This is a genomic window from Allobosea sp. 05T433 (assembly GCF_056396065.1).
Map to the genome: position 1 here is coordinate 1 of NZ_JBFTKS010000050.1, position 26,735 is coordinate 26,735.

A 26,735-nucleotide genomic window follows, 5' to 3' on the forward strand; every position below is an offset into this window, starting at 1 on the left:
GGTGACGACGACCTCGTCGAGATGCCAAAGGTCGCGGCGGCTCGGCCTCTTGCGCTTCAGGCGGTGGGCGTAATCCCGCCCGAACTTCAAGGCCCAGCGCCGCACCGTCTCGTAGGAGACGGCGATGCCGCGCTCCAGAAGCATCTCCTCCACCAGGCGAAGGCTCAGGGGAAAGCGGAAATACAGCCACACCGCATGGGCGATGATCGCCGGTGGGAACCGATGGCGCTTGTAGCTGATGGCCGGCAGGGTCATGCACGCCCACCTACACCGCTTGCCGCCATGCCGGAGTTAACGTGACGACGCCGAAATGAGATGGCGCTGGACGTTGAAGGTGTTGTACGTGGCTGCGTGAGTGAAGAGAAATCTCTGGGCTGAACCCGAGTTCAGAACACATATATGGTCAGCAGGGGCTGGAAGATCTCGGGCGATCGCTCATTCGCGCGGTTGTGCCCAATGCTACGCGCACGCGACGCCATGTTTTTCCTGTCACTAAAAATTACCCAACTAGACTAGCGCGTTGAAGAAATGCATGAACTAGTTTCTTCGGATCCCGAGTGAGAAGTGACTCCGGCCGGAACAGCAAACCGCCAACGGGAAGTGTCCCGTGCTCCAGCGCCAGCACTTCGCCGGCATCGCTGCGAGCGATTTCCCGCAAGGGAGCTAGAGCTTGGCCCGACGTGATGACGTGGCGGTGGTAGCAGCCGACGACGAGCGGCTTTGCGGTGCCCGACAACAGCCATGAGTCGGCCAAAGGTCGCGCCAACTCACGTTCCCCGTGGCGTGGGGTGTTTGCCAATGCGGCCTTGGCGCCGAACAGTTGGGCCAGCGCAACCATACCCTGACCGAGGGCCAGGACCGGGCGTCCGGCGGCGAGGAGTTCCGCGAGAACTTCGCGCGCGGTATCGAGCGCCCCGTCCGATAGGTCGGGGGAGACGACATAGACTCCGCCGCTGCATTGTCTCCGCGATCCCGCGGCTAAGGGCTGTAGGGTAACGTCGGCTCCGGCCGATGCCAGCAGGGCTTCCAGGGTCTGAGCGAAGGGCGCACCGCCCAGAATGGTGACCGGTATCCGCGTGGCCCGGTCTCCTTGGACAGCGTGCGGAGCCGCGGGAACGGCCTCGGGCCGCGCAGCCTGTTCCGATGCGAGGTCCAGCGTACGCAGGAGCGCGGCGGCTTTCGTTACGGTTTCGCGCTCCTCGTCTGCCGGATCGGATGAATGCAGAATCGTCGCACCGACGGTTATTTCCGCCGCTCCATCGGCAAGCCGCATCGAGCGCAGGACAATGCCGGTGTCCAGCCGACCATCGAAGCCGAGCCGCCCGATGGCGCCTCCATACCAGCGCCGCGGGACGTCTTCGTTGGCATCGATGAAGGCGATCGCTTCGCGGCGAGGCGCACCCGTGAGCGTCACCGCCCAGACATGCGCCCGAAATGCGTCGATCGCATCACGGTCGGGACGAAGAAGCCCTTCGACGTGGTCGACCGTATGCAACAGATGCGAATAAGTTTCGATCTGGCGGCGACTGAGAAGGCGTATTGAGCCGATCTCGCACAAGCCGGCCTTATCGTCACGGTCGATATCCGTGCACATGGTGAGCTCTGCGGCGGCCTTGGGCGAGTTGAGGAGTTCGAGCGCCTGTTCGGCGTCAGCTGCGGCATCTTCCCCCCGTCGGACCGTTCCCGAAATCGGACAGCTTTCGACACGTCTGCCGTCGACGCGCACAAACATTTCCGGCGAGGCGCCGACCAGTGCTTCGGTGCCAAGATTAGCCAGGAATTCATAGGGACTGGGGTTGACGCGATCGAGCAGTCGAAAAAGGGCATTGGGCCCCGCTGACATCTCACGCCTGAAAGTTTGCGCGAGAACCACCTCGAACAGTTCGCCCGAGCGGCAGGCTTCGACCGCTTTGCGCACCATGTCTGCATAGGGTTGCTCTGGCCTCGTGGTGGCCACCCGCATCGGCGCGGCAGAAGTGGAGACGCTTCCAGTGCGCGGGAGCCCCTGCGTCGAACGAGCGCCCAGGGCGAAGTCGTAAGTGATGATCTTGGCCTGGCCGGTCTCGGGATGGTCGGCGGCGACGATACGGTCCGGCAGATAGAGGACCATGTCATCGTGGTCGGCCTGCTGCCGGGCACGTTTCTCCAGCCCCAGCGTATGAAACGCCACGTCGAAGCCGAAGGGGCCGAAGAGACCAAGATGCGGGTCGTCCGAACTCAACCCGGCGACAAGGCTTCGGAGGGCTTCGAACAGTGTCTCGCCGTTGACGAGACGGCCCTCGACGGCATCCAGGCCCGTTTCGAGATCGGCGACGCCTCCACGCGCCAAAGCGGCGGCGAGGGCCGGCAGGATAACGGTGCCGCGCTCGTTCAGTGCCCGGCAGGATAGGCGATACGAGCGGAGGGAAAACCGAAGCGGCGGGTCGACGAACCCGAGCCAGTGCGGTCCGTAGCGCCCTGGAAACGCGAAATTGCAGCGTAATAGCAGGCCCTGCCGCGCTCCGAGGGTATCGATCAGTGCGTCGAGCCCCTCAGGCGCGCTGATCGTTTCCTCGGCCCGCGTGATGACGATTCCGGATGGGGTTGCGAAGCTGTGAATCACGTCGATGATGTCCGATTGTAGTCGAGATGCCGTTCGATCCGGGCGGCCACCCTTGAGAGGCCGAAGCAGATCGCAAAGAAGAACAGGCCGGCGAAGAGATAGGCTTCTGCCGAGTAGCTATTCCATTTCGGTTCGGAAACGGTGAGTTGCACGACGCCGAGCAGGTCGTAAACGCCGACCACGAGCACCAGCGTCGAATCCTTCAGCACCTGAATGAAGGTGCTCACGATGTTGGGCAGAGCGGCGCGCAATGCCTGCGGTAGTACGACGAGGCTCAGGCAGCGCCAATAGCCGAGCCCGAGAGCACGGGCCGCTTCGGCCTGCCCTGCCGGGATCGTGCGCAACGCACCCCGGATTACCTCGGCCATGTAGGCCGAGGCGTAGAGACACAGGCCGACCACCACGCGCGTGAACAGGCCGATCCCCTCTCCACCGGGAACGAAGAGCGGCAGCAGCACCACGGCCATGAAGAGAATGGCGAGCAGCGGGACGCCGCGGATGACTTCGACCGTCATGTTCGCCAACCCGCGCCAGAGGGGGCTGGCGGCCTGGCGGCCCAGCGCCAGAATAATCCCGGCCGGCAGCGACACGATCATTGCGGTAATCGATAGGAGCGCCGTCACGAAGAGGCCGCCCCACTGATCGGTTTCCACAGGCGCCAGGCCCAACACACCGCCGGCCGCCAGCATGAAGGCGGCAGCGATCCCGATCGCGGCACCCGTCACGGTCACGGCCGCTCGCCGGCGGATGCGGGGAAGCAGCGGCAGGGCTAGCCAAGCGAACAGCAGAAGGAAACCGACGTTCAGCCGCCACCGGGAGGGCGCGGGATAATAGCCGTAGATGAATTGCGGTAGCCGCTCGCGAATGAAGAGCCAGCAGGCGCCGGGGCCATCGCAACTCGCCGCTTCGCTCCATGGGAACACGGCGTCGAGCAAGGCCCAGCGAAACAGTTTCGGGCCGAGGAGAACTCCGGCAACCAGGATCGCCGCGAGCAGTAGGATGCCTCCTGTGCCCCATCGCCGGCTCGCGCGTGATGGCGGCGGCAAATCGGACGTCGTCACGGACATGGGGAAGCCGGGGTCTCGGTCACGCGCGCCAGCGTCTGGTTTCACTGCGATGAACCAGGCCGGAGATCCCGAGGCTGATCGCGAGATACACCGCCATCGTGATGCTGATCACCTCGACCGCCTGTCCAGTTTGATTGAGCGTGGTCTTGCCGAACACCTGCATCAGGTCGGGAAACCCGACGGCCGCAGCCAGCGACGAGGCCTTCACGACATTGACGAACTGATTACCAAGTGCCGGCAGGGCAGCACGGATCGCCTGCGGCAGAACGATCAGCCGCAAGGTGGCGAAGCGGCCGAGGCCGAGCGCCTGGGCTGCTTCCCACTGGCCACCAGGCACGGAAAGGACACCGCTCCGAAACGCTTCTCCGATGAAGGCCGCGGCGTAGATTGCGAGCGCAGTGACCAGCGCGGCGAATTCCGGAGGCAGAGTGAAGCCGCCGGTGACGTTGAAGCCACGCTGAACTGGCAGCTCCCAATCGGCCCAGGTGACGCCTGCGAGAAGGAGGAGAAGCCCTCCTATGGCGAGGACAGCCTTGGTCGCAGATCGCTGGAGAAAGCCGAGAGTCGCTGGCAGACGCCGCGCCATGGCAGCCGTCAAGATCGATGCCGCACCTGCACTCAGACAAAGGCAGGCGACGGAATTCAGTCCCGGTGCCGCAACCACGATTCCGCGATTGTTGAGCAGCGCAAAGCTGCCGATATGAAGCGACTGTCTGACGGGCGGCAGCGCGCCGAACACCATGAAGTACCAGATGAACAGCTGCAGCAGCAGCGGCGTATTACGTACGAGCTCCGTCGCCGCCGTCGCTGCGGCGCGCAACGGGGGATCCCTGGACAGGCGAGCGATCGCCAGGCCCAGCCCAAGACCTGTTCCCAGCCCAATCGCCAATGCGGAAACGACGAGCGTATTCAGCAGGCCGACGAGGAAGGCGCGGGCATAGCTCTTCGTCGCATCGAACGGGATCAGGCCGAAACTGATGTCGAAGCCGGCCGTATCCCAGAGAAAGCCGAAACCTGCATGAATGCCGCGAGCCCGAAGCGTGAAAATCGCCATGGCGGCGAGCGTCCCGACGACGCACGCCGTCGCCGCATAGACACCGTACTCGATCCCATGGCGACGCATGAAGCTCTTGCCTGCACCTCCAAAAGCGGCCGCCATGGAATCAATTCACCGCTGGTCGCCAGACGTCACTGGAAGGAGGGCGAGAACAGCAGGCCGCCATCGCGCCAAAGGCGATTCAGGCTGTTTTCGCGCGGGATGACGATCGCGCCTTTCGGCCCGAGATTGCGCTCGTACATCTCGCCGTAGTTGCCGACGGCCTTAATGACACGCGCGGCCCAGTCTTTGTCGAGGCCGATCAGCTTGCCGAGGTCGCTGTCGGCGCCCAAAAGCCGGCGAATCTCGGGATCTGTAGCATTGGCCGCGAGATCATCCACCTTCGCCGCGGTCACGCCGAGCTCTTCGCCCGCGATCACCGCGTTCAGCGTCCAGCGCACGAGATTCGCCCACTGGTCGTCGCCCTGGCGAACCACAGGGCCGTTGGCAGCTTTCGAAATCGTCTCGGGCAGGATGGTATGGGCGCTTGGCTCCTTCAGCTTCGCGAGGCGTGCCGAAAGCGTCGACTTGTCGGTCGTGAAGGCATCGCAGCGTTCGGCTTCATAGGCGGCGACAACCTGGTCGGCCTGCTCGAACACCACCGGCTTATACTTCATGTTGTGCTGGCGGAAGTAGTCCGCGAGGTTTCGCTCGGTCGTCGTCCCAGTCTGAGTGCAGATCGTAGCGCCCTCCAGCTCGCGGGCGCTCTTGATTCCAGCCGATTTGCGGACGAGAAAGCCCTGACCGTCGAAAAAAGTGATGCCGGGGAACGAAAGGCCGAGCCCGGCTTCGCGTGACATGATCCAAGTGACGGAGCGCGACAAGATATCCACTTGGCCCGACTGAAGCTGGGCAAAGCGCGCAGCCGGCGTTGCGGGCAGGTATTTCACTTTTTCCGGATCGCCGAGAACCGCGGTCGCAACGGCTCGGCAGAAATCGACATCGAGGCCGCTCCAGCGACCCGACGCATCAGCGGCGAAGAAGCCTGGGAAGCTCTCACCCACGCCGCAATTGAGCGTGCCACGCGCTTTCACGCTGTCCAGCGTGCCGGCGTTTGCATGGTTCAGCATCGAGGCGACCAAGAGGGCCGCAGCCACGGCAAGCTCACATAATCTCATCGCATGAATTCCCCGATTATCACGACCGCGAGCGCACGTTTAGGCAGACCAATCCGGCAACGCAAGCATTGCTCGATCGGCCCGTGCCTTTGGCGATCCACGCTTGACGAAGCCTCAAAGGACTTGCTCGCTTTCCATCGCATTCACCTGAATGCTGGCATAGATGTCCTCCGGAAGCCGGTAGGTAGACGGGTCCTTTGGCTCGGATGGTAGTCCGCCCAAGGCCCGCTCTGGCCGGTCCAGTGATTGGCAGCGCCGCCCATGCCCTCGCCGGGAAGAAACGCCACTTGGGCCTTGTCACGTCGTCGAACGATCCACGCGACAACACTGGTTGACGATCTCGATCACGCGGCCGCGGCGGCCGCTCACCCCGCCGCCATCGCCGAAGAGCGAAAAGCTCGGTGGGGCTTGGCGGAAATGAGATGGCGCTGGACGTTGAAGGTGTTGTAGGGGGCTGCGTGAGTGGAGAGAAATCTCTGGGCTGAACCTGGGCTCTTGAAACCTTGTGTCTTGCGCCAGATTGCCTGCTGGATGATCGCGGGTGGAAAGCGATAACCGCTGTAACTGATCTTTGCCATTCTCAATGGCTACCAACCCGACCGAGGCGCAACAACTCCGCTACGGCGTGACGATGCCGGCACGTGCCATATAGCGCATCTCGCTGACCCTTTCCCAACCGAAACGCCATTATCTGATTGAAGAGGTAGTGTTCATTCTGCCCCGCCAAGTGAGGAACTTCGCTGTCCCGTGCGATGCCGTCGCCACATGCAGCGCATTGCTCCACCGCGTCGACTTCGTTGACGCTCCGAGATTGAGGCGGTGATGCAACGGAATCCGCTGCGTCACCGTCCGTACTTCCTCGAGTGCCGTTAAGGAATCGGAGCGCGGATTCGGGCATAGCGGAACGCCCGACCGACGCTGGCAGGCTGTCCGGCGGCCCGCATCACCAGCCCGCGTTCGCTTAGCCGCGCCAGTGCCCGCGAGACTGAGGCGCTCGTGACAGCACTTTCCGGCCGACCGAGCCCGGTGATGATATCGCGAGGTCGTGCCCAGTCGCCTATATGGAGCTGCGTCGCCGTTGCGTCATGAACATAGGCAGGCCATACCGCCAGCAGCGCAAGAATGTCATTCTGCAGGGGTGACGGTCCATTGCCCATGCTGTGAGGTCCCTTACCGGTTAATAACATTCCGAATCAGAGTATTATTAACCGCTAAAGATCAGGCAAGCCCTACGCAAAGAAAAACGTCACGGCAAAATCTCTGTCGGGCTCGACAACCAAGGCAAATTACCATGGGTAATCATGGCTGCGCTGGCGCTGCGCGCCCATACTTTCCGACTGAAATCTGACGGGTCGAAGTGGCGGCGCTGCAGCTCGCGACAGATCCTGCTGACGAAACCGGGCCAACCTCGTCGGGGTGCGACGCCAGCTTGGCGGCGACATCGCGAAGGGAAGCGTCACGATGATCGGGAGCGGCTCGGCGGATGGTGTGGGTGTCGTCGGACGCAATTCCCTGGGCGCCATAGGATCTGGACATTCGCCCGTTCACGCCGCGGCGAGAATCGCAAACTGCACTGCGATGGACGGATTTAGATTCTAGGCGGCATTGTTACGGGAATGGTGCGATATCCGCCGCGCCTACCGGCGATCGCAACAGAACCTGCGCGGCATTGTAGAAGCCCCTTTTCACGAAGCACCGGCGGCTCGCCTTTCACGGCCGGAGGTTCTGTGCAGGGATTTGCTCCGGAGCGTTCAGATGGACGCGTCGTATCCTCGACACGCTCGTGCTTCGAGGGACGGGAGAGGAGAGGCGATCGGAATGAAGAGAACGGCAAGACGTGGACGTGCGGCATCGGCGTTCGTGATGCGCCCGCTCACAGCGAACATCCCCGCCAACCGAACAGACCCGAACAGATAAGAACAGCGCTGTCCGTAACTGGCAGGATGTTGCCAGTGCGGAAGAACGTCCCGCGAACGACTCAGAAACGGCGCAAGGACCGTGCCGCCATATCTGACACGCTCACGCACCCAAGAACGCATGCCCCGCTCCAGGTGATCGTCCATTTCAGCGAAGGCGAGGCCAAGGCCCTGGCCGTGCTGGCCGGCGCGTTGGGATCGGACGAAGGACGCGCCGCTGGCCAGAGCGCCCGCCCGCGTCAGGGAAGAAATGAACATCGCCAAGTCCCGGCACCGCAACATGACGAAGCACGTCAGGCCCCATGTCTGAGATCGCCCCTGACTGCACAAGCTCTTCGAGGGGTTCTGTTGCAAATTCCCTAGGTGTGAGCTCTCAATAGGTTGTCCATCCGGTCCCGAGCGAGGAAGCTGAGGTTGCGAAGCTTCAGTCTCCATCGAAGGAGGACCGGATGAACATCCACAAGAATGCCCGTGAGACGCAGTTGGGTCGAGAGCGGCAGGCACGGCCTCTGGCGTGATCGCCAGGCGACAGATTGTAAGACGTCAGCAGACGACGTTTGAGGCCCTTGAATTTCCGGCCATCATTCAAGCAGATCAGATCATTGGGTGCGACTGACTTCTTGATCTAAACCGCGGGTTCACGCTTCTCCTCGACAGGAGCGCTTCGCCGCTCATCCATGCATCGAACGGTGACAGCTTCTACTCGACTGCCGGGCGCAACCTGCTACCGGCATTCCAAGCCTCTTTGACTGCTTGTTTTCGCCGAAAGGCCGTTGTGAGATATGCAAGAGCGTTTCAAGCTCGCTATTCGGGGAACGAAACGACAATGAAATTCAAGCCCGTTATCTCTGCCGGCCTGTTCGGCGCCGGCCTATTCGTTTGCTTCGCGACTGCTCCCGCGGTCGCCCAATCACCCAAGCCGCCGGCTCAAGTCAAGGTGACGAACGCGCGTACCGCGCCACTGGCTTCCCTGGAAATCACGACGTCGGGCGAGCAGCCGCGCCTGATCGCCAAGCTCACCAAGCCGCTCGGGCCCGGCAAGAGCATTGCCCTCAAGCTGAACAAGCCCACGGGCTGCAGCTACTCCGTCCTTGCCAAGTTCAGCGACGAGGTCGAGAGCGATAGTGACCTCATCGATCTGTGCAGCGAGAAGTCCATCCGACTGACGGATTGAACCCGCAACCATAACGGATTGGCAAGTCACACCGACGCACATGTAGGCTCGCGGCGGTCCTCCTGATCTCCGATAATGGCAAAAGCTGATAGGATAAGTTGTGGCACTTGCATCGACGACCGCCTTGGTGACCGGGGCCGACAGCCAAGGGATTGGGCGCGGGATTGCGCTGGCGCTGGCGCGCGAAGGTGCGGACGTCGCGCTTCACTGGTACCGAAGTGAATCGGCCGCCGAGACGCTCGCCACGGAGATCCGCGCACTCGGCCGAAACACGGTGCTCGTGCATGCCGATATGGGCGATGCGTCCGCCGCCCGCGCCGCAGTAAGGCAGGCGGACAAGGCGTTGGGCGGTCTCGGCATCCTCGTGTGCAACGCCGCCAGGATCCAGCGAAAGCCTTTCCTCGACATCACTGACGAGGACTGGGCCAGTATCCACGCTGTGAATCTGCAGGGTTATTTCGCCTGCTCGCAGGAAGCCGCCAAGCTCATGATCGGCCACCGCAGGCCGGCCCGGATCATCATGGTCTCGTCGGTTAACCAGGCGCATGCCAACCCTGACATTGCCCATTATGTCGCGACTAAGGGCGGCGTGATGATGTTGGCCCGCGCCATGGCTCTCGAGCTCGCGCCTCACGGTATTACTGTCAACCTCGTCGCTCCGGGTACGATCGAGACTGATATCAATCGGCACATGCTCGCTGATCCGGAGTTTCGCGCCCGCAAGCTCGCGCCGGTCCCCGTGGGCCGCGCGGGGCTCCCCGAGGACGTCGCAGGGGCCGTCGTCTATCTCGCGGGCGAGGGAGCGTCCTATATCACAGGCTCGACCATCACAGTCGATGGCGGGTTGACCATCACCTGATCGAGGCTGCGCTTATGACCGATCTGCCGATTCACGAGGTCTATGCCATCCGCTTCGCCCACCACGCGGCGCGCAGGCGCAGCGAGAATTTCCTGGGTGGCGATGCCCATGACGGGCCGATGCCGTTTGACTACTTCGTCTTCGTGATCAAGGGTCCGTCAGGCGCTGTCGTCGTTGATACGGGCTTCAATGCCGATGTAGCGCGCACCCGCGGCCGCCAACATCTGCGCTGTCCGAGTGAAGGGCTCGCGCTCCTCGGCATCGAACCCGCGTCCATTCGCGACGTTGTGCTGACGCATTTGCACTACGACCACTGCGGCAACCAGCATCTGTTCCCGCAGGCGCGGTTTCATCTCCAGACGTCGGAGATGGCCTATGCCACCGGCCCGTGCATGTGCCACGGCATGCTGCGCGGTGGGTACGATCCAGAGGACATCGCCGCGACGGTGCGCAAGCTCTTCGAAGGGCGCGTCGCTTATCACACGGACGAGGGCATGCTCGCACCCGGGATCACGCTCCACCGCGTCGGCGGCCATACCGAGGGGCAGCAGGTTGTGCGCGTGAAGACGCGAAAGGGCTGGCTCGTGCTCGCTTCGGACGCGACCCATTTCTTCGAGAATTTCGAGCGGGATATCCCGTTCCCGTGGATCTACAATGTCGGCGCAACGCTGGAAGGCTTCAAGCGCCTGCGCGAACTCGCCAGTGATCCCCGGCTGGTGATCCCGGGGCATGATCCGCAGATCATGGAGCGGTTTCCGGCAGCCTCCGAAGCCGCCAAGGGGATCGTCGCGCGGCTCGACTGACTCCGCGCAACGATTGAAACTACCAGTGTCGGCTTTTCACTTCACAGGCACGATGTCCATCGCCAGCGTCTCCTCGTCGCTGCGTAGTCGCACGGTTTGGGCCCGATCCTTCCAGACGGCCCAAGCATACTTGATTACGGTCAGCGGCAGCGTCGCCCGATCCTTCATGAAGAGGCCAGCGGCCTTGTTCAGCATGTCGCGGCGCTTAGCATCGTCGAGCTCTCCGCCAGCATCGTCGATCAGCTGATCGACCTCCGGGTTGGCATAGGCGCGCCAGTTGAACTGGCCGAGCTTCTTGGCGGGATCGTTGGAATGGGCGATGGCCGAATAGGTGTAGTAGGCCTCCCCGGTTATCGTGCCCCAGCCGGCCATGGTCGCCGACAGCTCGCCTCGTGGTCGGGCCGAGAACAGGATGGAGACCGGAACGCCGTTGGCGGCGACGTCGATTCCGACCCGCGCCAGCATCTGGACCAGTGTCGTGCCGATTTCGCGGTCGCCCGGGAGGCGATCCACGGTAAAGCTCAGGGTGAACTTGAAGCCATTGGGGTAGCCGGCCTCCTTAAGCAACTGACGCGAACGCTCTAGGTTGGCCTTGGTGGCGGGAATGTTGTCATTGTAGCCGAATATGCCCTGCGAGACGAGCTGCGTCGCCGGCGAACCCATGCCGTCCATCGCGATCTCGCCAAGCTGGCCACGGTCGATGGCGAGGTCGATCGCCTCGCGCACGCGCGGATCCCGGAACGGGTTTGCGGGCAGTGCTGAGCCATCCTTGGCGCTGACCTGCGGCGTCTTCTCGCGTAGATCGAAATCAAGCAGGAAGACGAAGATGGTGTCCTGCGTCGGTACGCTGAGCTTGGCGTCCTTCTGCAGCGAGGCGACGTCGTTGGCCGAAACGCGCGCAATCATGTCGACCTGTCGAGCGCGCAATTGAGCAACGCGCGCCGCGTCATTGGCGATCTCCTTGCGCACGACCCGCTGCCAGGGCTGCGGGCCGGCCCAATAACCGTCGAAGCGGTCGAGCGTCAGATCAGCCTTCGGGGTCCAGGAGACGAGTTTATAGGGCCCGGTTCCGATCGCGGCCTTTCCGGAGTTGAAGGCTTCGTTTGAGGTCTCGCGATTGAGACCGGCAGCCGCCTTGGAAGAAACGATGAACAGCCTGACAAGATCGTTGGGCAGGGTCGGCGCGGCGCCCTCGGTCAGCAGATGGACGGTGAAGGCATCGACGATCTTCACCTCCTTGACGCGTCGGGTGTAGAGCGTCGCCGGATTGGGGCCGGTGACATTGGCGATGCGCTCGATCGAGAACTTCACGTCCTCTGCGGTGAAATCCGAGCCGTCGTGGAATTTCACGCCCTTGCGGAGCTTGAACTCCCAAGTGGTTGCATCGACCGGCTTCCATGACTCGGCTAGCCCCGGCTCGACCTGCAGCTTCTCGTTGGACTTGACCAGCGTGTCGAAGACATGCTTGAGCGCCTCGACATGGACACCGAGCGCGCTGAAATGTGGGTCCATCGATTCCGGACCTGCACGTACGCCCACAGTCAGGGTCTGAGCCGACGCCAGCGTGGCCGCGGCGAGCCCCAAAGCCAAAGATGCTGCGCCTAGAAACCTATTGATCAACATGCCCCGCTCGCCTTTGCTCATTGTTCGCCCTCCAAAGATTTTTCGAAGCCGTCCACTGCGGAAAAGCGGATTATCTGCAAAAATGGAATGACAGTCGGGACGTCGTTCATTACGGAAGGCCACTCGGCACAATCAATCCAAGCCGGCCAATCACAGCCTCGCCACCGTCCGAAGTTCTCGCTCGACTGGGCAGTCTGCCAGCTCAGTCTTGGGCTACTGCGGGGCTCAGGTAGGAATGACGCTTCACATCGGATCAGCATCGCCATCATGGCGAATTCAGCCGACGGCTTGGCATGGACGCCGCGACTGGTGCTGATGACGATGTCACTATCGATAAGGCCAGCGGGAAAGTCCAAGAGGATCGCCCCACGGGCAGGGGGACTTCGCCAGCGTGCTTCCCGTTCCGATTTTCGCTGGAACGATAAAACGATCTTGCGGTCGGCGATGTGACGCGTCGGCGGCACCAGATCCGGATTGAAGGCAACCTCGGCCTCGAACCCGGCAGCTTGGTGGATGCGAGGGACAGGCTCAGCCTTGAGCGGAGAGGTGACGAAGATGGCCCGCCGCTGCATGCCTTGCTCAAAACACTGAGGACGAAAGCTGGAAGCAGAGATTGTGCCAATTGGAACTGGTTTGTACAGTGCTATTTGCGAGCCTCCGGAACGGTTCTCCTGTCTGTCGAAGAATGTGGCACAGCCACGTCTCGATGCTTCACAGTCGGCTACCCATCCCGAGACTGGCGCCGTGGCAAGTCCTGCCAGCACTAATTCGACCGCCGCATGATGTTCATGCTCCGTTCGACCTTAGCGTAAGATTTTGAGCAGCTCTTGTTCTGACCCCTCGTAGGGTCGGGCGTTACTCGACTGCTTCCCGGCGGGGATCGGTGTGGCGGGCTTCGATGTCGGCTTTGCTCGCCTGCATCAGTGCCTTTGCATAGGGATCGGTGGGCACGGCGGCGGGATTGTAGCTCTCCTCCTCGCCGAGATCGGAGGCCGGAAGCGGCGGTGCGCGCAGCCCTTCATTCACCATGGCGACCTTGTCGGGACGCTGCGCCTTGTCCTCGCGCATTTGGCGCTTGGCGCGGCGAAGCTGTTTCGAGAGCTTTTCGAGGCAGATGTTGAAGGCAGTGTAGATTTCTACGTTCTCGTGCTCGGCGGCGAGGTTTTGCATGCCACGCGAGCGGAACCGGATTGCGCAGGCGTAGAAGGCCCCCGTCTTCTTGAATTGCACCGTCGCCTCGGTGATCCGCCCGAAATATTTCCCGGCGGTCTCTTCGATCTTGCGCTCGGCGAATTCGCGGAGCGCGTCCCCAAGCTCGACATTATGGCCTGAGACCATGATCGGCTTGTCCATCGCTAGTCGCCGCATCGGCTTCCTCCGTTAGGGGTTCCCCACCCAACCGCAGCACGAACGACCAGGGTTTCAAGCTTTGACCCCGAATGCAAGAGCGTAAAATTTGCCGATCCCAGAGCGGACAACCGAGGCGGGCCATCGTTCTCTGCATGCTGAGCTTATCAGGGGGCGCCAGGTCCTTCGGCCAAGAATATCTGTAGCGAGATTGCGGGGGGCAGCAGCAGGCGGTGTATCAAAAGCTGCGACTATCCTTTCAGGCTGACGAGGCTGATACCTAACTCAAGAGGCTGTTGCCGAAGGCGGGCGCGGACGATGACGCTCGCTGGCGCTGTCTGTAGCGGCCTCGAGGCCTCCGATCAGGATCGCATCCGAGCTCGGATTAGCGCGCCAAAGGAATCTCACTGACCCACGTAGTGCAGCTTCGAGCGTCGGCTGACACCCTGGCTTTTCACCGGCGATGGGAGATGCTGATTGACGGGATAGGTTACGCTGTGTGGCGCGGAGGCGTTGTCATGTCTGGACGGCGCCCTTTGATCAAGGGGATTTCTTTGGCGCGGCGAGGGTCGTGGGAGCGGTCGTGTCTTCGGGGCGTTGTCACGTTAACTGCCGGCAGGCGGCAAGAGGAGCATTCGGCCTGATGACAGGCTCAGGCCGCGACGCCAGCCACGGCTTTCCAGCGCGCCATGGCGTTTAGGCGATGCAGATGGGTGGCCAGGGCGGTGCGACGGGACCGGGGCGGAACGAATTGATTGCGGACGGCGGAGAAGACGGCGACGAACCGTTGCAGACCTCCCGGGGAGCGAAAGCCCTGCATCGCCCGCTCGCGTCGTCGCAGAGGCAGGTGCGAATTCTCGGCGCGGTTGTTGAGGCCCTTGTACGCGCGATGCTCGATCGCCGGCATGATCTGGCGCCGGGCGGCGGCATAGGAGCCGAGTTGGTCGGTGATCATGCGCCGGGGCGGGCAGCCCCGCTTCTTGAGAAGGCGCCTCAGCACGCGCGTGGCTGCCTTGGTGTCGCGTCGCGTCTGCACGATCTCATCGAGGATATAGCCGTCCTGATAGACTGCGCGCCACAGCCAGTGCTTCTGGCCGGCGATGGTGACGACGACCTCGTCGAGGTGCCAGAGGTCGCGGCGGCTCGGCCTTTTGCGCTTGAGGTGGCGGGCGTAATCCCGCCCGAATTTCAACGCCCAGCGCCGCAGCGTCTCATACGAGACGGTAATGCCGCGCTCCAAAAGCATCTCCTCCACCAGGCGCAAGCTCAGGGGAAAGCGAAAGTACAGCCACACCGCATGAGCGATGATCGCCGGTGGGAACCGATGGCGTTTGTAGCTGACGCAGGGCTGGCTCATGCCAGTCCACCTACACGGTTTGCCGCCACGCCGGAGTTAACGTGACAACGCCGCAACGCCAGCCGTGGACGATTTCCATTCGGATCGCGCTCGCTGATCGGCTGTCTCCAGTGGGGGCGAAAGCCCTCAGCCGCCCTTCGCATATTTCCAGAACCGGCCCTTGCCTTCGGCGATCCAGGCAAGCGCCTCGTCGATCCGCTTGTCGCGCGTGGCTTCGGTTTTCGCGTCGGCGATCCAGACAACGTATTCTTTCTGGAACGACGTCGACTTGCTCTCGAATATCGTCTTGACCGATGGGGAAGCCGCAAGGCGGTCGACGAAAGCGGGAGACGCGACGACAGCCTTGGCGGGCGCGGATGACCTACGGGGCGCGACCTTCGCGCGTTGCTCGTTGAGCAACATGGCCTCCTGGACCCAAGCGATAAGCTCGGCGTCGACAGGGAGATCCGCGAGACTCGTCAACTTCCCCATGAAGCGTTTGGACGCCGGCAAATCGACGCTCGCCTTGAGCCGCGGGTCGCTCATCAGCGAGCCTTTCCAGAAGGAAAAGGCGCAATGCGACTTGTAGGCGGCAAAAATGCACATCATCTCGCCTCGGTAGTCGAAATGGGGGTTTCCCCATTTCAAGGTTTCGACAACCTCCGGGCAGGTCGAGCGGACAACGCCGCGTAGATGCGCCAGGATCGGCTTGGCGAACGCTTCGACGCCTTCGGCGTACGCGTCGACCTTGGGTTCTGGACCAGGCATCCTGACTTCGCCTCTTGATCGAATGATCTATGGGTGGTTTCGAGGATCGAGCGCGCCTTGCTCGCGCTTCTTCCTTGAAGATCGGAGCGCCGGGCCAGAGACCCAGGTTTGCATTGGCGCTTTCGTCCAAATCGATGGAGCTGGGCCGCCTCGGCGCGCGTGGCCGCTATTGCATGGCGGAGGGGTCCATCCACAGAACCTCCCAAACGTTCCCGTCTGGGTCCTCGATGTGGCGGTTGAACATGAAGCCGAGGTCCTGGGCTGGATTCGGATCGGCGCGGCCGCCGGCCGCCACACCTTTTCCGATCGTGGCGTCCACCTCGTCCTTGCTGTCAGCGGTGAGCGCGATGAGCATCTGGCTCTCGCGCTTGGGGTCCCCGATCGGCCGCGCGGTGAACTGTCGGTAGTGGTCGTGGGTCAGCAGCATGACCCCGATCGAGTCCGAGAACATCACGGAGCTGGCTTTGTCGTTCGAGAACTGCGGATTCAACGCGCCTCCGATAGCAAGGTAGAAGCGTGTCGCCGCCGGCAGATCGCGCACTGGCAGATTTACGAAAATCATCCTAACCATTTATCTGGTTCGCTCCTCAGGCGGAGTACTGGTCGGTCTAGTACTATGTCTTTGCCTATCACATGCGGAACGGAACCGTCTAGTACCGAAGTGGGGATGGCATGAAGGTTGATGGCGAAACCCGATCGGCGCGCAAGGAGCGTGATATCATCCACGCGGCCACCGTGGCGTTCGTGAGCCAGGGCTATGATGGAACGAGCATGGAGGAGATCGCTACTAAGGCCGGCGTCTCCAAACAGACGGTCTACAAGCATTTCGTCGACAAGGAGACGCTCTTTGGCGAGGTCATTCGCGCGTCGGCCGCTCAGGCTACCGAAACCTTTGATGCGGTCGCCGCGTTGCTTACCGAGGCGGAATTCATGACGGGGGGACTGCAGAAGGTCGCTCGACGCTTCATGTCGACGCTGATGGACGAAGAGCGGTTGAAGCTGCGACGCCTCATCATCGCCAACGCCGATCGAATGCCTCAGCTCGGCCGCGACTGGTATGAAAAAGGGTTCGAGCGCATGATTGCCTCGATGGCGACCTGCTTCCAGCAGCTGACAAACCGGCAGCTTCTTCGTACACCCAACCCGTATTTGGCCGCGAGCCATTTCTTTGGAATGTTGCTCTGGATTCCCATGAACGAGGCGATGTTCACGGGTAACAAGAATCCGCGCTCCCAAGCCGAGCTTGAAGGCCACGCAGACGCGACGGTCGAAACATTCCTCGTCGCCTATGGCGAGCCGGCGAAGCCTTCGGCGTAGTCGCCCACGCGGGCATTGTCACGTTGTCGAACGATCGACGCGACAACACTGGTTGACGATCTCGATCAGGCGGCCGCGGCGGTCGCCCACCACGCCGCCATCGCCGAAGAGCGAAAAGCTCGGTGGGTCTTCGCGGAAATGAGATGGCGCTGGACGTTGAAGGTGTTGGAGGTGGCTGCGTGAGTCGAGAGAAATCTCTGGGCTGAACCCGGGCTCTTGAAACCCTGCATCTTGCGCTCTCGTCGTAGTGTCGGCTGATGCGAATTTTCCACGCGATTGTTGCACCAGCGACCGCGTCGATGCCGATCCGAGATCCCAAGATCCCGGACTGCCGCTCCATATGAACGCAGGTCATCCGTGATCAAGCGCTCCGGTATGAAGCCATGCTTCTTGAGTAGTCTGCGCAGCACTTTCAGCGCGGCGCTCTTGTTTCTTTTTGCCTGAAGCAGGACGTCCAGGACCTCGCCTTCGGAGTCAACGGCCCGCCAAAGATAGACTAGGCGACCGTCGATCTTGAGATAGACCTCGTCCAGGTGCCATGTGGCGTGAGGCTTTGGTTGGCGTTGGCGGAGATTGGCGGCGATCTTGGGTCCGAAATGGTTCACCCAGCGGCGCACCGTCTCGTCGGACACGGCAATTCCGCGCGCGGCCAGCAGATCCTCGACGTCGCGGAAGCTGAGGGTGAACCGGAGATACAGCCAGATTGCCTGCTGGATGATCGCGGGGGGCAAGCGATAACCGCTGTAACTGATCTTTGCCATGCTCAATGGCTACCAACCCGATCGAGGCGCAACAACTCCGCTACGCCGTGACAATGCCGATGGTTCAGTCAGGCCTCGGGTCAATGCCGTGCCTGTGCGATCCGACGCTCGACGCTGCGGCTGTAAAGGGACATGGCGTAGCAGCAGATGAAGAAGACCCCGGCAGCAAAGACGTAGCCCTCGCGGCCGAGGCCCAGCCAGTTCGGGTCCTTTAGCGCCTGCCCGATGATGCCGAGCAGGTCAAACAGGCCAATGATCGAGACGAGTGTAGTGTCCTTGAACAGGTCGATCACCGTATTGACGATGCCCGGCACGGTCAGCCGGAAGGCCTGCGGCAACACGATGAGACGATGCGCGTTCCAGTAGCTAAGGCCGAGCGAGGCGGAGGCCTCGTATTGCCCCTTATCGATGCCCTGCAGCCCGCCCCGGACGACCTCGGCAAGATAGGCGGCGACGAAGAGCGAGAGTCCAACGATGGCGCGCAGCAGCCGGTCAAAGCTGGTGCCCTCCGGCAAGAACATCGGCAGCATCACCATGGCCATGAACAGCACGGCGAGAAGCGGCACGCCACGCAGCAGCTCGATAAAGCCGGTGCAGAGCCAGCTGATCGCCGGCAGGCTTGAGCGCCGGCCGAGCGCCAGAACGATGCCGATCGGGAGCGCGATCACGACCGTCGCATAGGTCAGCAGCACGTTGAGCGAGAGGCCGCCCCATTGGTCGGTGGGAACGACTGGCAGGCCCAAGACGCCACCGAGCAGTAGCGTGCCGGCGATGAGAGGGCAGAGCGTGACAAGAAGCAGTACGGAAAGCACCGGGCGCGGATTGCGTGGCCAGGCGGCCGCGACAGCAAAAACGAGCAGGACAAGCCCAGCAAGCTTGACGCGCCAGCGCTCCGGCGCCGGATAGCGACCGAAGAGGAACATGTCGATGCGGTCGGTGACGAAGGCCCAGCAGGCGCCGGTGCCGCAGACCGAGCGGCTCCGACCTTGGAGCACGGCATCGGTGACGAACCAGCGCAGGAGTGGCGGCACCAGCACGACGAGCAGCGCAACGGTGAGGAGCGTCACCAGCCCCCCGCGAAACGAGCCGAAGAGATTCGTCCGGATCCAGCGGCGAATGATCGCCGTTGCCGAAGCAAGCTGCGGGCTGGGGTGCCTTGGGACGACAGTGACGATGGAGGTCGTTTCGGCGCTCGGCATCGTGCTTCCTAACGTTCCTTAAGCGCGAACCGGGCGTTCAGCCGCGCGAGCCCCGCCGAGACCAAGAGATTGACAGCGAGGAAGACGCCCATGAGGATCACCATCACTTCGATCGCACGGCCCGACTGGTTGAGCACCGTGCCGGCGAAGATCTGAACGATCTCCGGATAGGCAATGGCCGCGCCGAGCGAGGAGCTTTTGATCAGGTTGAGATACTGGTTGGTCATCTGCGGGATCATGACTCTGAGCGCCTGCGGCAGAATGACCAGCCGGAGCGTCGGCCAAGGCTTCAGCCCCAGGCTGTAGGCCGCCTCGCGCTGGCCCTTGGCGACGCCCTCGACCGAACCCCTGACTATCTCAGCGATGAAGGCGGCACTGTAGAGCGAAAGCCCGGCCCAGAGCGCGACGAACTCCGGTGGCATCACCATTCCGCCCGTGAAGTTGAAACCTTTGAGCGTCGGAGCGCTCCAGCCCGACAAGCTCGCCACCAGTGCGGCAAAGAGGGTGGGCGGTACCAGCCAGAGCCAGCGCGTGCCCTTGCGCCGCATTGGCAGGAAGTGACACAGCAGCGGTACGAGGACGAGGCTCAGCACCAGGAGGGCAGCGATCAGGGGTGTCCTGTCGCCCGCCAGCGGATAGGGCAGGAACAGACCGCGGATATTGAGATAGAACAGGCCTCCCAAGGACAGGCTCTGGCGGGCCTGCGGCAAGAGCTGGAGCACGCCGACATACCAAAAGACGATCTGGAGGAGCTGCGGGGTGTTGCGGATCAGCTCGACGATGGCGCCCGAGGCGCTGCGCATCAGCCAGCTGGTAGAGAGACGCATCACCCCGAGCGCGAGGCCCAGGACAGTGGTGGTGACGACGCCGAGCGCGGAAACGAGCAGCGTATTTGAGAAGGCCGCGACCAACGCCATGGCGTAGCTGTCCGTCGGCCTGAAGTTTGTGATTTGGAACGGCATGGCGAAGCCGGCCGGGCGCCATAAAAAACTGAAGTCCAACTCCATGTTGCGGCGCGCGAGATGGCTCGCCGCATTGTGCCCGAACCAGATCAGGACGAGCAGGGCGATACCGAGGACCACGCCCTGCCAGAGCAGGGCGTGGGATGATTTCATGGGCCACAGCGCGGCGTTGCTGCCGGATGTGGTTTTGGTCCGAGCCATGCCGGCGATCTCACCGGAACGGAAGAGGATAGTGCAGGCCACCCTGCGACCAGAGATTGTTCAAGCCGCGCGGCAGGCCGAGCGCCTTGGGGCCGAAATGGACGTCGTAGATCTCGCCGTAATTGCCGACCGCCTTGATGGCCCTGTAAAAGCCCTCGTTGTCGATGCCCAGTTGTTTGCCGAAATCGCCCTCGAGCCCGAGCAGGCGGCGCACGAAGGGGTCCTCGGACTTCTTCTTCTCATCGACATTGGCCTTGGTGATTCCAAACTCCTCGGCGGTCTTCAGCGCCGTGTCGACCCAAAAGACGATGTCGGACCAGCGATAGTCGCCGTCGCGCGTATGGAGGCCGAGCGGTTCCTTGGAGATGACCTCGGGCATGATTATCCAGTCGTCCGGCACCTTCATGGTGGAGCGGGCGGCGGCGAGCGAGCCGGTATCGTCCGAATAGCCGTCGCAGCGACCGGCCTCTGCGGCGGCGAAGGCTTCCTCCGACTTCTCGAAGAGCAGCGAGTTGATCGTCGTGCCTTTGGAGCGGGCGAAGTCGGCGATGTTGAGTTCGAGCGTTGCGCCGGTGATCATGCAGATTGTGGAGCCGTTCAGCTCCGCTGCAGTCTTAACCCCCAGGCTCTTGCGCACCATGAAGCCCTGGCCGGCGTAGAAATTGACTGCGACCTCGGTCAGGCCGAGGCCGATGTCACGGGCGAAGGTCATGGTCGAGTCGCGGATCAGCACGTCGATCTCGCCGGACTGTAGCACTGTGAAGCGGACCTTGGCGGTGGTGCCAACATACTTTACCTTCTTCGGGTCGCCCAGAACCGCAGCGGCGAGCGCTTGGCAGTAGTCGACGTCGAAGCCTTTCCAGGCGCCCCCGGAATCCTGGTAGGCGAAGCCGGGAATGCCGCTGTCGACGCCGCAGACCAACTCGCCGCGCTTCTTGATGGCTTCGGCCGTCGGCCCCGGGGCCGGCAGCGTCTGGGCGGAGGCGGCCGTGCTCAGCAGCGCGGCGCCGAGGGCGGACAGCATCGTCTTGAAGATGGTCCGATCTGCTTTATTCACGGTGACGATCCTTCTTCTTCGGGACGGGCGGCTTCGTATCGAACCGGCTCGGCATGCCAGCCGTCCTTGCGCTTGGCCCAGTAGGTCTCGCGCAGCTTCTGGCTGATGGGGCCGGGACGATCGTTGTTGAGGATGCGACCGTCGAGGCGGCTCACCCCGATCGGGCCGCCGGCGGTCGAGGAGACGAGGATCTCGTCGGCGTTGCGCAGCTCCTCGACGGGCACGTCCCGAACCTCGCAGGGCAGTCCGAGTTGGGCGCAGAGCTCGATGACGGAGAGGCGCGTGATGCCGCCGAGAACGTTGCGGTCTGGCGTTACGACGACGCCCTCGGTGATGCAGAAGACGTTGTAGCCCGGCCCTTCCGTGACGTTGCCGGCGGCGTCGAGCAGGATCGGATTGTCCGCGCCCCTCTCGTCCGCCTCGAACAGGGCGGCCGTCATGTCGGCCCAGTGGAAGTTCTTCGCCCGGGCGTTGACGGAAGCCTCGGGGATGCGCGGGGTCGAGGCGACGATCATATGGGCGCCGCGCTCGATCACCTCCGGTTTCATCAGCCAGACAAAGGGAATGGCGTAGGCGCAGAGATACGGGCGCGCGTTCTTGGGGTGATATTGCGTGCCGGGGAGGGGGCGTCCACGCAGGCAATCCATGGCGACATAGGCCTCCCGGAGACCAGCCAGCGCCACGAGCTTGTGCAGGATGCGGCGAATCTCGTCGTCGCTCTCGCGCGGGATGAGCCGCATCGCTTCCATCGAGGTGCGGAAGCGCTTGAGATGGTCGTCAAGCCGAAAGAAATTCCCGTCCCAGACGCTAACCACGTCGTAGGTCACGTCCGAGCGGCGAAAGCCCCAGTCGGTGATCGGGATGCGGGCCTCGGCGATCGGCATATAGGCGCCGTCGATGAAGGCTGCGCCGCTCGCCCAGCGGGCGGCGTCGGTTGATGCGAAGGTGGAAGCGGTGACGTTCATCCTGGACCTCTTCGTCGCGGTTTCGGATCACGGGCAGCGAGCGGAATCCTCCGTCATGTGCCGGAGGGCCGCTGAAAAGTTTGGCAAAATTCGCGCCGCGCCCGGCTCCGGGCACGACGGCGATGTCAAGCGGTCGGCAGCTCGGCAAGCACGGCGTCGAGGCCAATCCTTATCCGGCGGTACATCTCATCGAGTTCTGCCTCGGTGATGATCAGCGGCGGCGACAGCACGAGGCAGCCTTGCAGCGGGCGCAGGACTACACCTGCGGCAAGCGCCGCGTCGTAGATCTGAGTTGCGATGCCGCCCGGTACCAGCGAGGGCGCGGCATCCGCACCACTCCCGGAGCCCGGCAGTGCGACCTGAATGGCCCCGGCGAGGCCGAGGGCCCGGGTGGACGTAACGAGAGGGTGATCTTCAAGCGCCGCGAGCCCCTTGGCGAAGACGGGCGCGACGGAGCCGATATGGCCGAGAATGTCGCGCCGCTCGAAGATGTCGAGAACCTTAAGCGCAACGGCCGCAGCGACCGGATGAGCGCCATAGGTCGATCCGTGGTTGAAGATGCCCGCTGTTTCCGAACCGGCCTCCAACTCGTTGTAAAATTCGTCCGACATCACCACGGCCGAGATCGGCTGATAGGCACCGGAAAGCTGCTTGGCCGTGCTGAGGCAGTCGGGCTGGAAATCGAAGTTCTGGCAGCCCCACATCGTGCCGGTGCGGCCGAAACCGGTCACGACCTCGTCGGAATACATCCGGATGCCGTAGTCAACGAGCAGAGCTTTAATCTTGGGGAAATAGCCGCGCGGCGGCGGGAACATGCCTGCCGAGACCGAGAGCGGTTCGGCGATGAAGGCCGCGACGGTCTCGGGCCCCGCCGCCTCGATGGCGTCGCGGATCTCAACGACGAGGCGATCCGCATATTGGTCTTCCGTCTCACCGGGCAGTGCGCCGCGCGGCCAAGTCGGGTGCGTGACGTGGATTACGTCGTCGGTGGGAACGCCGAAGGCCTCCTGCACCGCGGCGCCGCCGCCAAGTGCCGTCGTAAAGATAGTGCCGCCATGATAGCTCGCGCGACGCGAGATGACTTTGCGCCGCTTGGGCTCGCCGGCCACGCGATTGGCATACCAAGTGAACTTGACGAGCTGGTCGTTTGCCTCTGAGCCAGTCGTGGCGAACATGACATGGGCGTTCGGAATAGGCGCGGCGCGCGTCAGGCGCTCGGCGAGCTCCATTACGACGGGAACGGTCCTGTGGATGCCCGACGGGTACATCGGCAGCGCGCGGAGCTGAGCGATAGCGGCCTCGATGAGCTCCTCGTCGCTGAAGCCCAAGCCCACGCAATAGAAGGTCGAGACGGCCTCGATATAGTCCTTGCCGTCCTCGTCATAGGTGAAGACGCCCTTGCCACGGGTGAAGACCAGCGGCCGCTCCTCGCGCAGTTTTTTGAGGTTCGAGAAGGGCAGCAGCAGCATGTCGGAGTGATGATTGGAAAGGCGTGCGGCGATGTTCATGACATGCAGCTTCCTGTGATCACAGTTGACAATTAAGAACTATATGGCAATGACGATCCGCGTCAATCTCGCTCCAGATGATAAAGTATGCGGTGATTGGGCATGAAATGTGCAGCGTCCGTCTATGCTCTCGGGTGTCCATATGCATGCTGTGATCACGCCGTTGAAGCAAGAATGGGGTGATTTCCGTGGCCGCTCGCCTGCCGCATTCCCAGGTTGAGACGTCTCCGGAGCCCGATCAGGCGAGCGGGTACATGATCGAGCGCGATGGCGCAAAGAACGCCAACACGCTCTCGATCCAGGTCTATGAGGGCTTGCGGCAGAGATTGCTCTCGGGTGGACTCTATCCCGGCGCCAAACTCTCGCTGCGGTCGCTTGCGACCGGCTTCGGCACCAGCATGCAACCCGTTCGCGATGCAGTGTCTTCGCTGGTGGCCGAGGAGGCGCTCGAGATAACGCCGGCGCGCGGGATCCAGGTCCCGGCGCTCGACCGGACTGTCTGCGACGACATCTGGCTGCTGCGCTCACTGACCGAGGGCGAGGCGGCGGCGCGTTTCGCCCAGCGCGCGCAAGAGGCGGATTTCCAGGCGTTGCAGGGGCTGACCGAGGCTGTACGCAGCGCCTACCGCGGGGGAAGTGTGGGCGAGCACATGCTCGCTTTCCACGATTGGTCCTTTTTCATCGCGGAGCGCTGCGGTTCGGCGATGCTGGCGGCGCTGATCCGGCGGCTGCGCGTCCGCAATGCGCCGATCATCGCGTTCTGCCTCAGCGTGAAAGTCCACGAGGAGCCCGACTTCATGGAGTTCTCGACGCATGTCATGGAAGAACTGGCGCTGGCGGTCCATACGCGCGATCCCGGTCGCATCCGCGACCTGCGCCGCGTCGATATCCTGACCTATCAGCGCTACCTGTACGCCCGCCTCGGCTGGACGCTGTAGCAAACGACTTTCGAACCGGATCGAACCTATTCCTATTTGCCGGTCCACGTCGCCGCAGGCCTCGCCGCCGCGGCAAGTCCTCCGTGACGAACTCGGTCCGCTCGGCAAGGGGGGGCCTGATACGCGTCTGTGGTCCGATTGCCCTCAACAACGCCTTCGATGCGGGGAGGCACGTACAGATCAGCGGCGCTCAGGCCCGACTTCTCGTCGAACTCTGCGCGAGAGAGGGGAGGTCTCGATCGGTATCGCGGAAGTACCTTCTGATGGGGCCAATTCCCGGTCTATAAGTGGCGCCTGATTATCGAGCTTTGGGCCGAACCAAGCGAACAACAGGTCCAGAAAATTGACATTGCGACAAGCCAGATTCGATGCGCGAATTTCCCGTTGGCCAGACGGGTTCTCTCGTTATGAGGAGAACTAAATTGGCAGCCGCGAGGACTCAGGCGAAGCACTGACCGGGATGCGAGGGCCGGCCGCGGTTCGAAGCAAAACCACGGACATGGCGCATGACCTCGCTCGCCAGGTCCGCGAGCAGGCCATATTCGTTGAGCGGGATCCGCTGAAAGCTTCTCCACAGCTCAAGTCGGCGCATAGCTCTGTTGATGATACTCACCGAATGCGCTTTGATATCCCGTACGCAATGACGGGGCTGACATGAAGATCGGCGATCGTTTGAGAGAACTCCGCCAGAGCCGAAAGCTGACCGTCCGAGCCGTCGCCTTGCGCTCGGGCGTCTCCCACTCCTCGATCTCGCTGATCGAGCGGGATTTGATCAGCCCCTCCCTCAACACGCTGCATGCGGTCCTCGACGCACTAGGGACGACCCTCTCGGGGTTCTTTCTCGATTTTCATGCGGTTTCGCCCACGGATCCGTTTTGCCGCGCAGCGGATATGGCTGAAATCGGCCGGGCGGATGCCATTTCCTATCGCGTGATCGGAGCAGGTTACCCTAACCGCTCAATGCTGATGCTCCATGAAACCTATCCTCGGGGAGCCGATACCGGCGAAGCCTTCGTTCATTCGGCCCAGGAAGGCGGCCTCGTCATCCGCGGCGCGGTCGAGGTCACGGTGTCGGGCCGGACAGCGCTTCTGCAGCCCGGCGATGGTTATTATTTCGATAGCCGCGAGCCGCATCGTTTCCGCAACGCCGCGGACGAGCCGAGCGAGATCGTGAGCGCCATCACGCCCCCAACATATTAGACGTGTTCCTGAAAGGCGTTTACCGGAGAAGCACTCCGGACCTGATGGAAATATCGTCGATCGTGGGAGCAATACCCGAGCGTGATGATGACCCAGACGAGAGTGTTCAGGTGTCTGTGGCGGCGTTGTCTGCAGGGCGGGCGGGCATGATCCAGCCCGCCCTCAGCTACCAAGCGCCATCGATTTCCACCTGCTTTCATTGCTCATGCGGTTTAGTAGAACGCTGGGGCCATATACTGCCTACACTTCAAGGACGTGGTCGGCTCGTCCCCATTCGCGAACGGAACGAGGGCAAAGCAATGTTTCTCGACCAGCGCCACGACCTTGTCGGCCATGACCGGATCGTCGACATCGACGTCGCCGCCGCGCAAAGTATCGCAGCGAAGTGGCGGCTCACACGGAGATTGCTCCGCCTGCAGCTGGGTTGCCATCAGATCGCTCACGCGATCGCCGTTTCTGTCACCCGCTCGTTGGCGACGGTCGCTTGGCTGCATCGTCCTGTACCGCCCTGACGCGGCAACGGCGGTCGTCGAAACCGATCGCGCTCGGCCTGCCGGCGGCGCCTGCGGCTCCGTGAGAACCTCCGCTTGCTCGAGGGCGAAACTGGTCCGCGCCAGCTGCTGAAATTTCCTTTCGGCGGGTGCGGCCAGCTAGTTCCTGCTAGAATTGCGCACCGTTCGCGCGTGTCGCGCGCAGGCGCGGGAGAGCATACGATGAAGCGTTGGAACCTCGCCAAATGCCCGAAAATTTGGCGCAAAGGGTGCCCTCTTCTAGATGTGTAGTCCCGAAATCTGATGGTGCATCATCGATCCTGAGTCGTCAGGAGGAGGATGCATTATGGGAAGCGTTCTTCATGGCAGCGCCCGCACGACGGCGCGTGTTCGAGCCGAGCTCCAAGGGTCGAAAGAGAGCAGCCGG

Annotated in this window: 24 protein-coding genes and 2 pseudogenes; 7 read left to right on the forward strand and 19 right to left on the reverse strand. The window is 62.6% G+C overall.

The genetic code is table 11. The features are described from left to right. From AC1DGP_RS33280 to AC1DGP_RS33310, 7 genes and pseudogenes are all read right to left on the reverse strand, one after another. Positions 1 to 255, reverse strand: a pseudogene (locus tag AC1DGP_RS33280) (IS6 family transposase); the annotation flags it as partial. A gap of 244 nt (positions 256 to 499) precedes the next feature. Further along, positions 500 to 2,602 (reverse strand): chorismate-binding protein, encoded by a 2,103-nt coding sequence (locus AC1DGP_RS33285; protein ID WP_476833146.1) that lies wholly within the window; start codon positions 2,600 to 2,602, stop codon positions 500 to 502. After that, positions 2,599 to 3,669, reverse strand: a complete 1,071-nt coding sequence (locus tag AC1DGP_RS33290; RefSeq protein ID WP_476833147.1) for an amino acid ABC transporter permease — start codon at positions 3,667 to 3,669, stop codon at positions 2,599 to 2,601. The genes AC1DGP_RS33285 and AC1DGP_RS33290 overlap by 4 nt, the downstream gene beginning before the upstream one ends. 19 nt (positions 3,670 to 3,688) lie before the next feature. Next, the gene (locus AC1DGP_RS33295) at positions 3,689 to 4,792 is read right to left on the reverse strand and encodes an amino acid ABC transporter permease (protein ID WP_441509072.1); all 1,104 of its coding nucleotides are present in this window, start codon (positions 4,790 to 4,792) and stop codon (positions 3,689 to 3,691) included. Positions 4,793 to 4,857: 65 nt separating this feature from the next. Continuing rightward, complete coding sequence (locus AC1DGP_RS33300; RefSeq protein WP_476769074.1) at positions 4,858 to 5,883, reverse strand: amino acid ABC transporter substrate-binding protein; 1,026 nt, start codon at positions 5,881 to 5,883, stop codon at positions 4,858 to 4,860. 365 nt (positions 5,884 to 6,248) lie between these two features. Further along, positions 6,249 to 6,386, reverse strand: a pseudogene (locus AC1DGP_RS33305) (IS6 family transposase); the annotation flags it as partial. A gap of 1,837 nt (positions 6,387 to 8,223) precedes the next feature. Next, positions 8,224 to 8,424, reverse strand: coding sequence for a MucR family transcriptional regulator (locus tag AC1DGP_RS33310; protein ID WP_476833156.1), 201 nt, complete (start codon positions 8,422 to 8,424; stop codon positions 8,224 to 8,226). A gap of 201 nt (positions 8,425 to 8,625) precedes the next feature. On the opposite strand from AC1DGP_RS33310, the gene AC1DGP_RS33315 reads away from it, so the two are divergent. The 3 genes from AC1DGP_RS33315 (at position 8,626) to AC1DGP_RS33325 (ending at position 10,635) form a co-directional block, all read left to right on the forward strand. Next, complete coding sequence (locus AC1DGP_RS33315) at positions 8,626 to 8,973, forward strand: hypothetical protein (RefSeq protein ID WP_441509092.1); 348 nt, start codon at positions 8,626 to 8,628, stop codon at positions 8,971 to 8,973. A gap of 100 nt (positions 8,974 to 9,073) precedes the next feature. After that, on the forward strand, positions 9,074 to 9,832 hold the full coding sequence (locus AC1DGP_RS33320) for an SDR family NAD(P)-dependent oxidoreductase (protein WP_476833148.1): 759 nt from the start codon (positions 9,074 to 9,076) through the stop codon (positions 9,830 to 9,832). Between the two features lie 14 nt (positions 9,833 to 9,846). After that, positions 9,847 to 10,635: an N-acyl homoserine lactonase family protein gene (locus AC1DGP_RS33325; RefSeq protein ID WP_476769076.1), complete on the forward strand. Its 789-nt coding sequence runs from the start codon at positions 9,847 to 9,849 to the stop codon at positions 10,633 to 10,635. 36 nt (positions 10,636 to 10,671) lie between these two features. Here AC1DGP_RS33325 and AC1DGP_RS33330 read toward each other — a convergent pair whose 3' ends face one another. The 6 genes from AC1DGP_RS33330 to AC1DGP_RS33355 all read right to left on the reverse strand — a co-directional run bounded on the left by AC1DGP_RS33330 (position 10,672) and on the right by AC1DGP_RS33355 (position 16,280). Continuing rightward, entirely contained in the window at positions 10,672 to 12,147 is a 1,476-nt protein-coding gene (locus AC1DGP_RS33330; RefSeq protein WP_476833149.1) for an ABC transporter substrate-binding protein, read from the reverse strand. 128 nt (positions 12,148 to 12,275) lie between these two features. Then, positions 12,276 to 12,830, reverse strand: coding sequence for a hypothetical protein (locus tag AC1DGP_RS33335; RefSeq protein WP_476833150.1), 555 nt, complete (start codon positions 12,828 to 12,830; stop codon positions 12,276 to 12,278). 283 nt (positions 12,831 to 13,113) lie between these two features. Then, positions 13,114 to 13,626 carry a ribosome hibernation-promoting factor, HPF/YfiA family gene (gene hpf, locus AC1DGP_RS33340; protein ID WP_476833151.1) on the reverse strand — a complete coding sequence of 171 codons (513 nt, stop codon included), beginning with the start codon at positions 13,624 to 13,626 and terminating at the stop codon, positions 13,114 to 13,116. Between the two features lie 631 nt (positions 13,627 to 14,257). Beyond that, positions 14,258 to 14,962 carry an IS6 family transposase gene (locus AC1DGP_RS33345; protein ID WP_476833152.1) on the reverse strand — a complete coding sequence of 235 codons (705 nt, stop codon included), beginning with the start codon at positions 14,960 to 14,962 and terminating at the stop codon, positions 14,258 to 14,260. Between the two features lie 126 nt (positions 14,963 to 15,088). Next, a complete protein-coding gene (locus AC1DGP_RS33350) occupies positions 15,089 to 15,709 on the reverse strand; it encodes a DUF1801 domain-containing protein (RefSeq protein ID WP_476833153.1) in 621 nt (206 codons plus the stop codon). Positions 15,710 to 15,875: 166 nt separating this feature from the next. After that, positions 15,876 to 16,280: a VOC family protein gene (locus AC1DGP_RS33355; RefSeq protein ID WP_476769082.1), complete on the reverse strand. Its 405-nt coding sequence runs from the start codon at positions 16,278 to 16,280 to the stop codon at positions 15,876 to 15,878. A gap of 101 nt (positions 16,281 to 16,381) precedes the next feature. Between AC1DGP_RS33355 and AC1DGP_RS33360 the strand changes: the two genes are divergently transcribed. Continuing rightward, complete coding sequence (locus tag AC1DGP_RS33360; RefSeq protein WP_476769083.1) at positions 16,382 to 17,026, forward strand: TetR/AcrR family transcriptional regulator; 645 nt, start codon at positions 16,382 to 16,384, stop codon at positions 17,024 to 17,026. Positions 17,027 to 17,091: 65 nt separating this feature from the next. Here AC1DGP_RS33360 and AC1DGP_RS33365 read toward each other — a convergent pair whose 3' ends face one another. The 6 genes from AC1DGP_RS33365 to AC1DGP_RS33390 all read right to left on the reverse strand — a co-directional run bounded on the left by AC1DGP_RS33365 (position 17,092) and on the right by AC1DGP_RS33390 (position 23,679). Further along, positions 17,092 to 17,787, reverse strand: coding sequence for an IS6 family transposase (locus AC1DGP_RS33365; protein WP_476833154.1), 696 nt, complete (start codon positions 17,785 to 17,787; stop codon positions 17,092 to 17,094). An 80-nt stretch (positions 17,788 to 17,867) separates the two neighbouring features. After that, positions 17,868 to 18,986 (reverse strand): amino acid ABC transporter permease, encoded by a 1,119-nt coding sequence (locus AC1DGP_RS33370; protein ID WP_476769085.1) that lies wholly within the window; start codon positions 18,984 to 18,986, stop codon positions 17,868 to 17,870. Positions 18,987 to 18,994: 8 nt separating this feature from the next. Continuing rightward, positions 18,995 to 20,101 (reverse strand): amino acid ABC transporter permease, encoded by a 1,107-nt coding sequence (locus AC1DGP_RS33375; protein ID WP_476833155.1) that lies wholly within the window; start codon positions 20,099 to 20,101, stop codon positions 18,995 to 18,997. Between the two features lie 58 nt (positions 20,102 to 20,159). Further along, complete coding sequence (locus AC1DGP_RS33380; RefSeq protein WP_476833157.1) at positions 20,160 to 21,173, reverse strand: amino acid ABC transporter substrate-binding protein; 1,014 nt, start codon at positions 21,171 to 21,173, stop codon at positions 20,160 to 20,162. Positions 21,174 to 21,202: 29 nt separating this feature from the next. Then, a complete protein-coding gene (locus AC1DGP_RS33385; protein ID WP_476769087.1) occupies positions 21,203 to 22,171 on the reverse strand; it encodes an aminotransferase class IV in 969 nt (322 codons plus the stop codon). Positions 22,172 to 22,296: 125 nt separating this feature from the next. Beyond that, positions 22,297 to 23,679: an aminotransferase class III-fold pyridoxal phosphate-dependent enzyme gene (locus AC1DGP_RS33390; RefSeq protein WP_476769088.1), complete on the reverse strand. Its 1,383-nt coding sequence runs from the start codon at positions 23,677 to 23,679 to the stop codon at positions 22,297 to 22,299. Positions 23,680 to 23,933: 254 nt separating this feature from the next. Between AC1DGP_RS33390 and AC1DGP_RS33395 the strand changes: the two genes are divergently transcribed. From AC1DGP_RS33395 to AC1DGP_RS33405, 3 genes are all read left to right on the forward strand, one after another. Next, complete coding sequence (locus AC1DGP_RS33395; RefSeq protein ID WP_476769089.1) at positions 23,934 to 24,617, forward strand: GntR family transcriptional regulator; 684 nt, start codon at positions 23,934 to 23,936, stop codon at positions 24,615 to 24,617. A 654-nt stretch (positions 24,618 to 25,271) separates the two neighbouring features. After that, positions 25,272 to 25,817, forward strand: coding sequence for a cupin domain-containing protein (locus AC1DGP_RS33400; RefSeq protein WP_476769090.1), 546 nt, complete (start codon positions 25,272 to 25,274; stop codon positions 25,815 to 25,817). 299 nt (positions 25,818 to 26,116) lie between these two features. Continuing rightward, positions 26,117 to 26,329 carry a hypothetical protein gene (locus tag AC1DGP_RS33405; RefSeq protein ID WP_476769091.1) on the forward strand — a complete coding sequence of 71 codons (213 nt, stop codon included), beginning with the start codon at positions 26,117 to 26,119 and terminating at the stop codon, positions 26,327 to 26,329. The last annotated feature ends 406 nt before the right edge of the window (positions 26,330 to 26,735 follow it).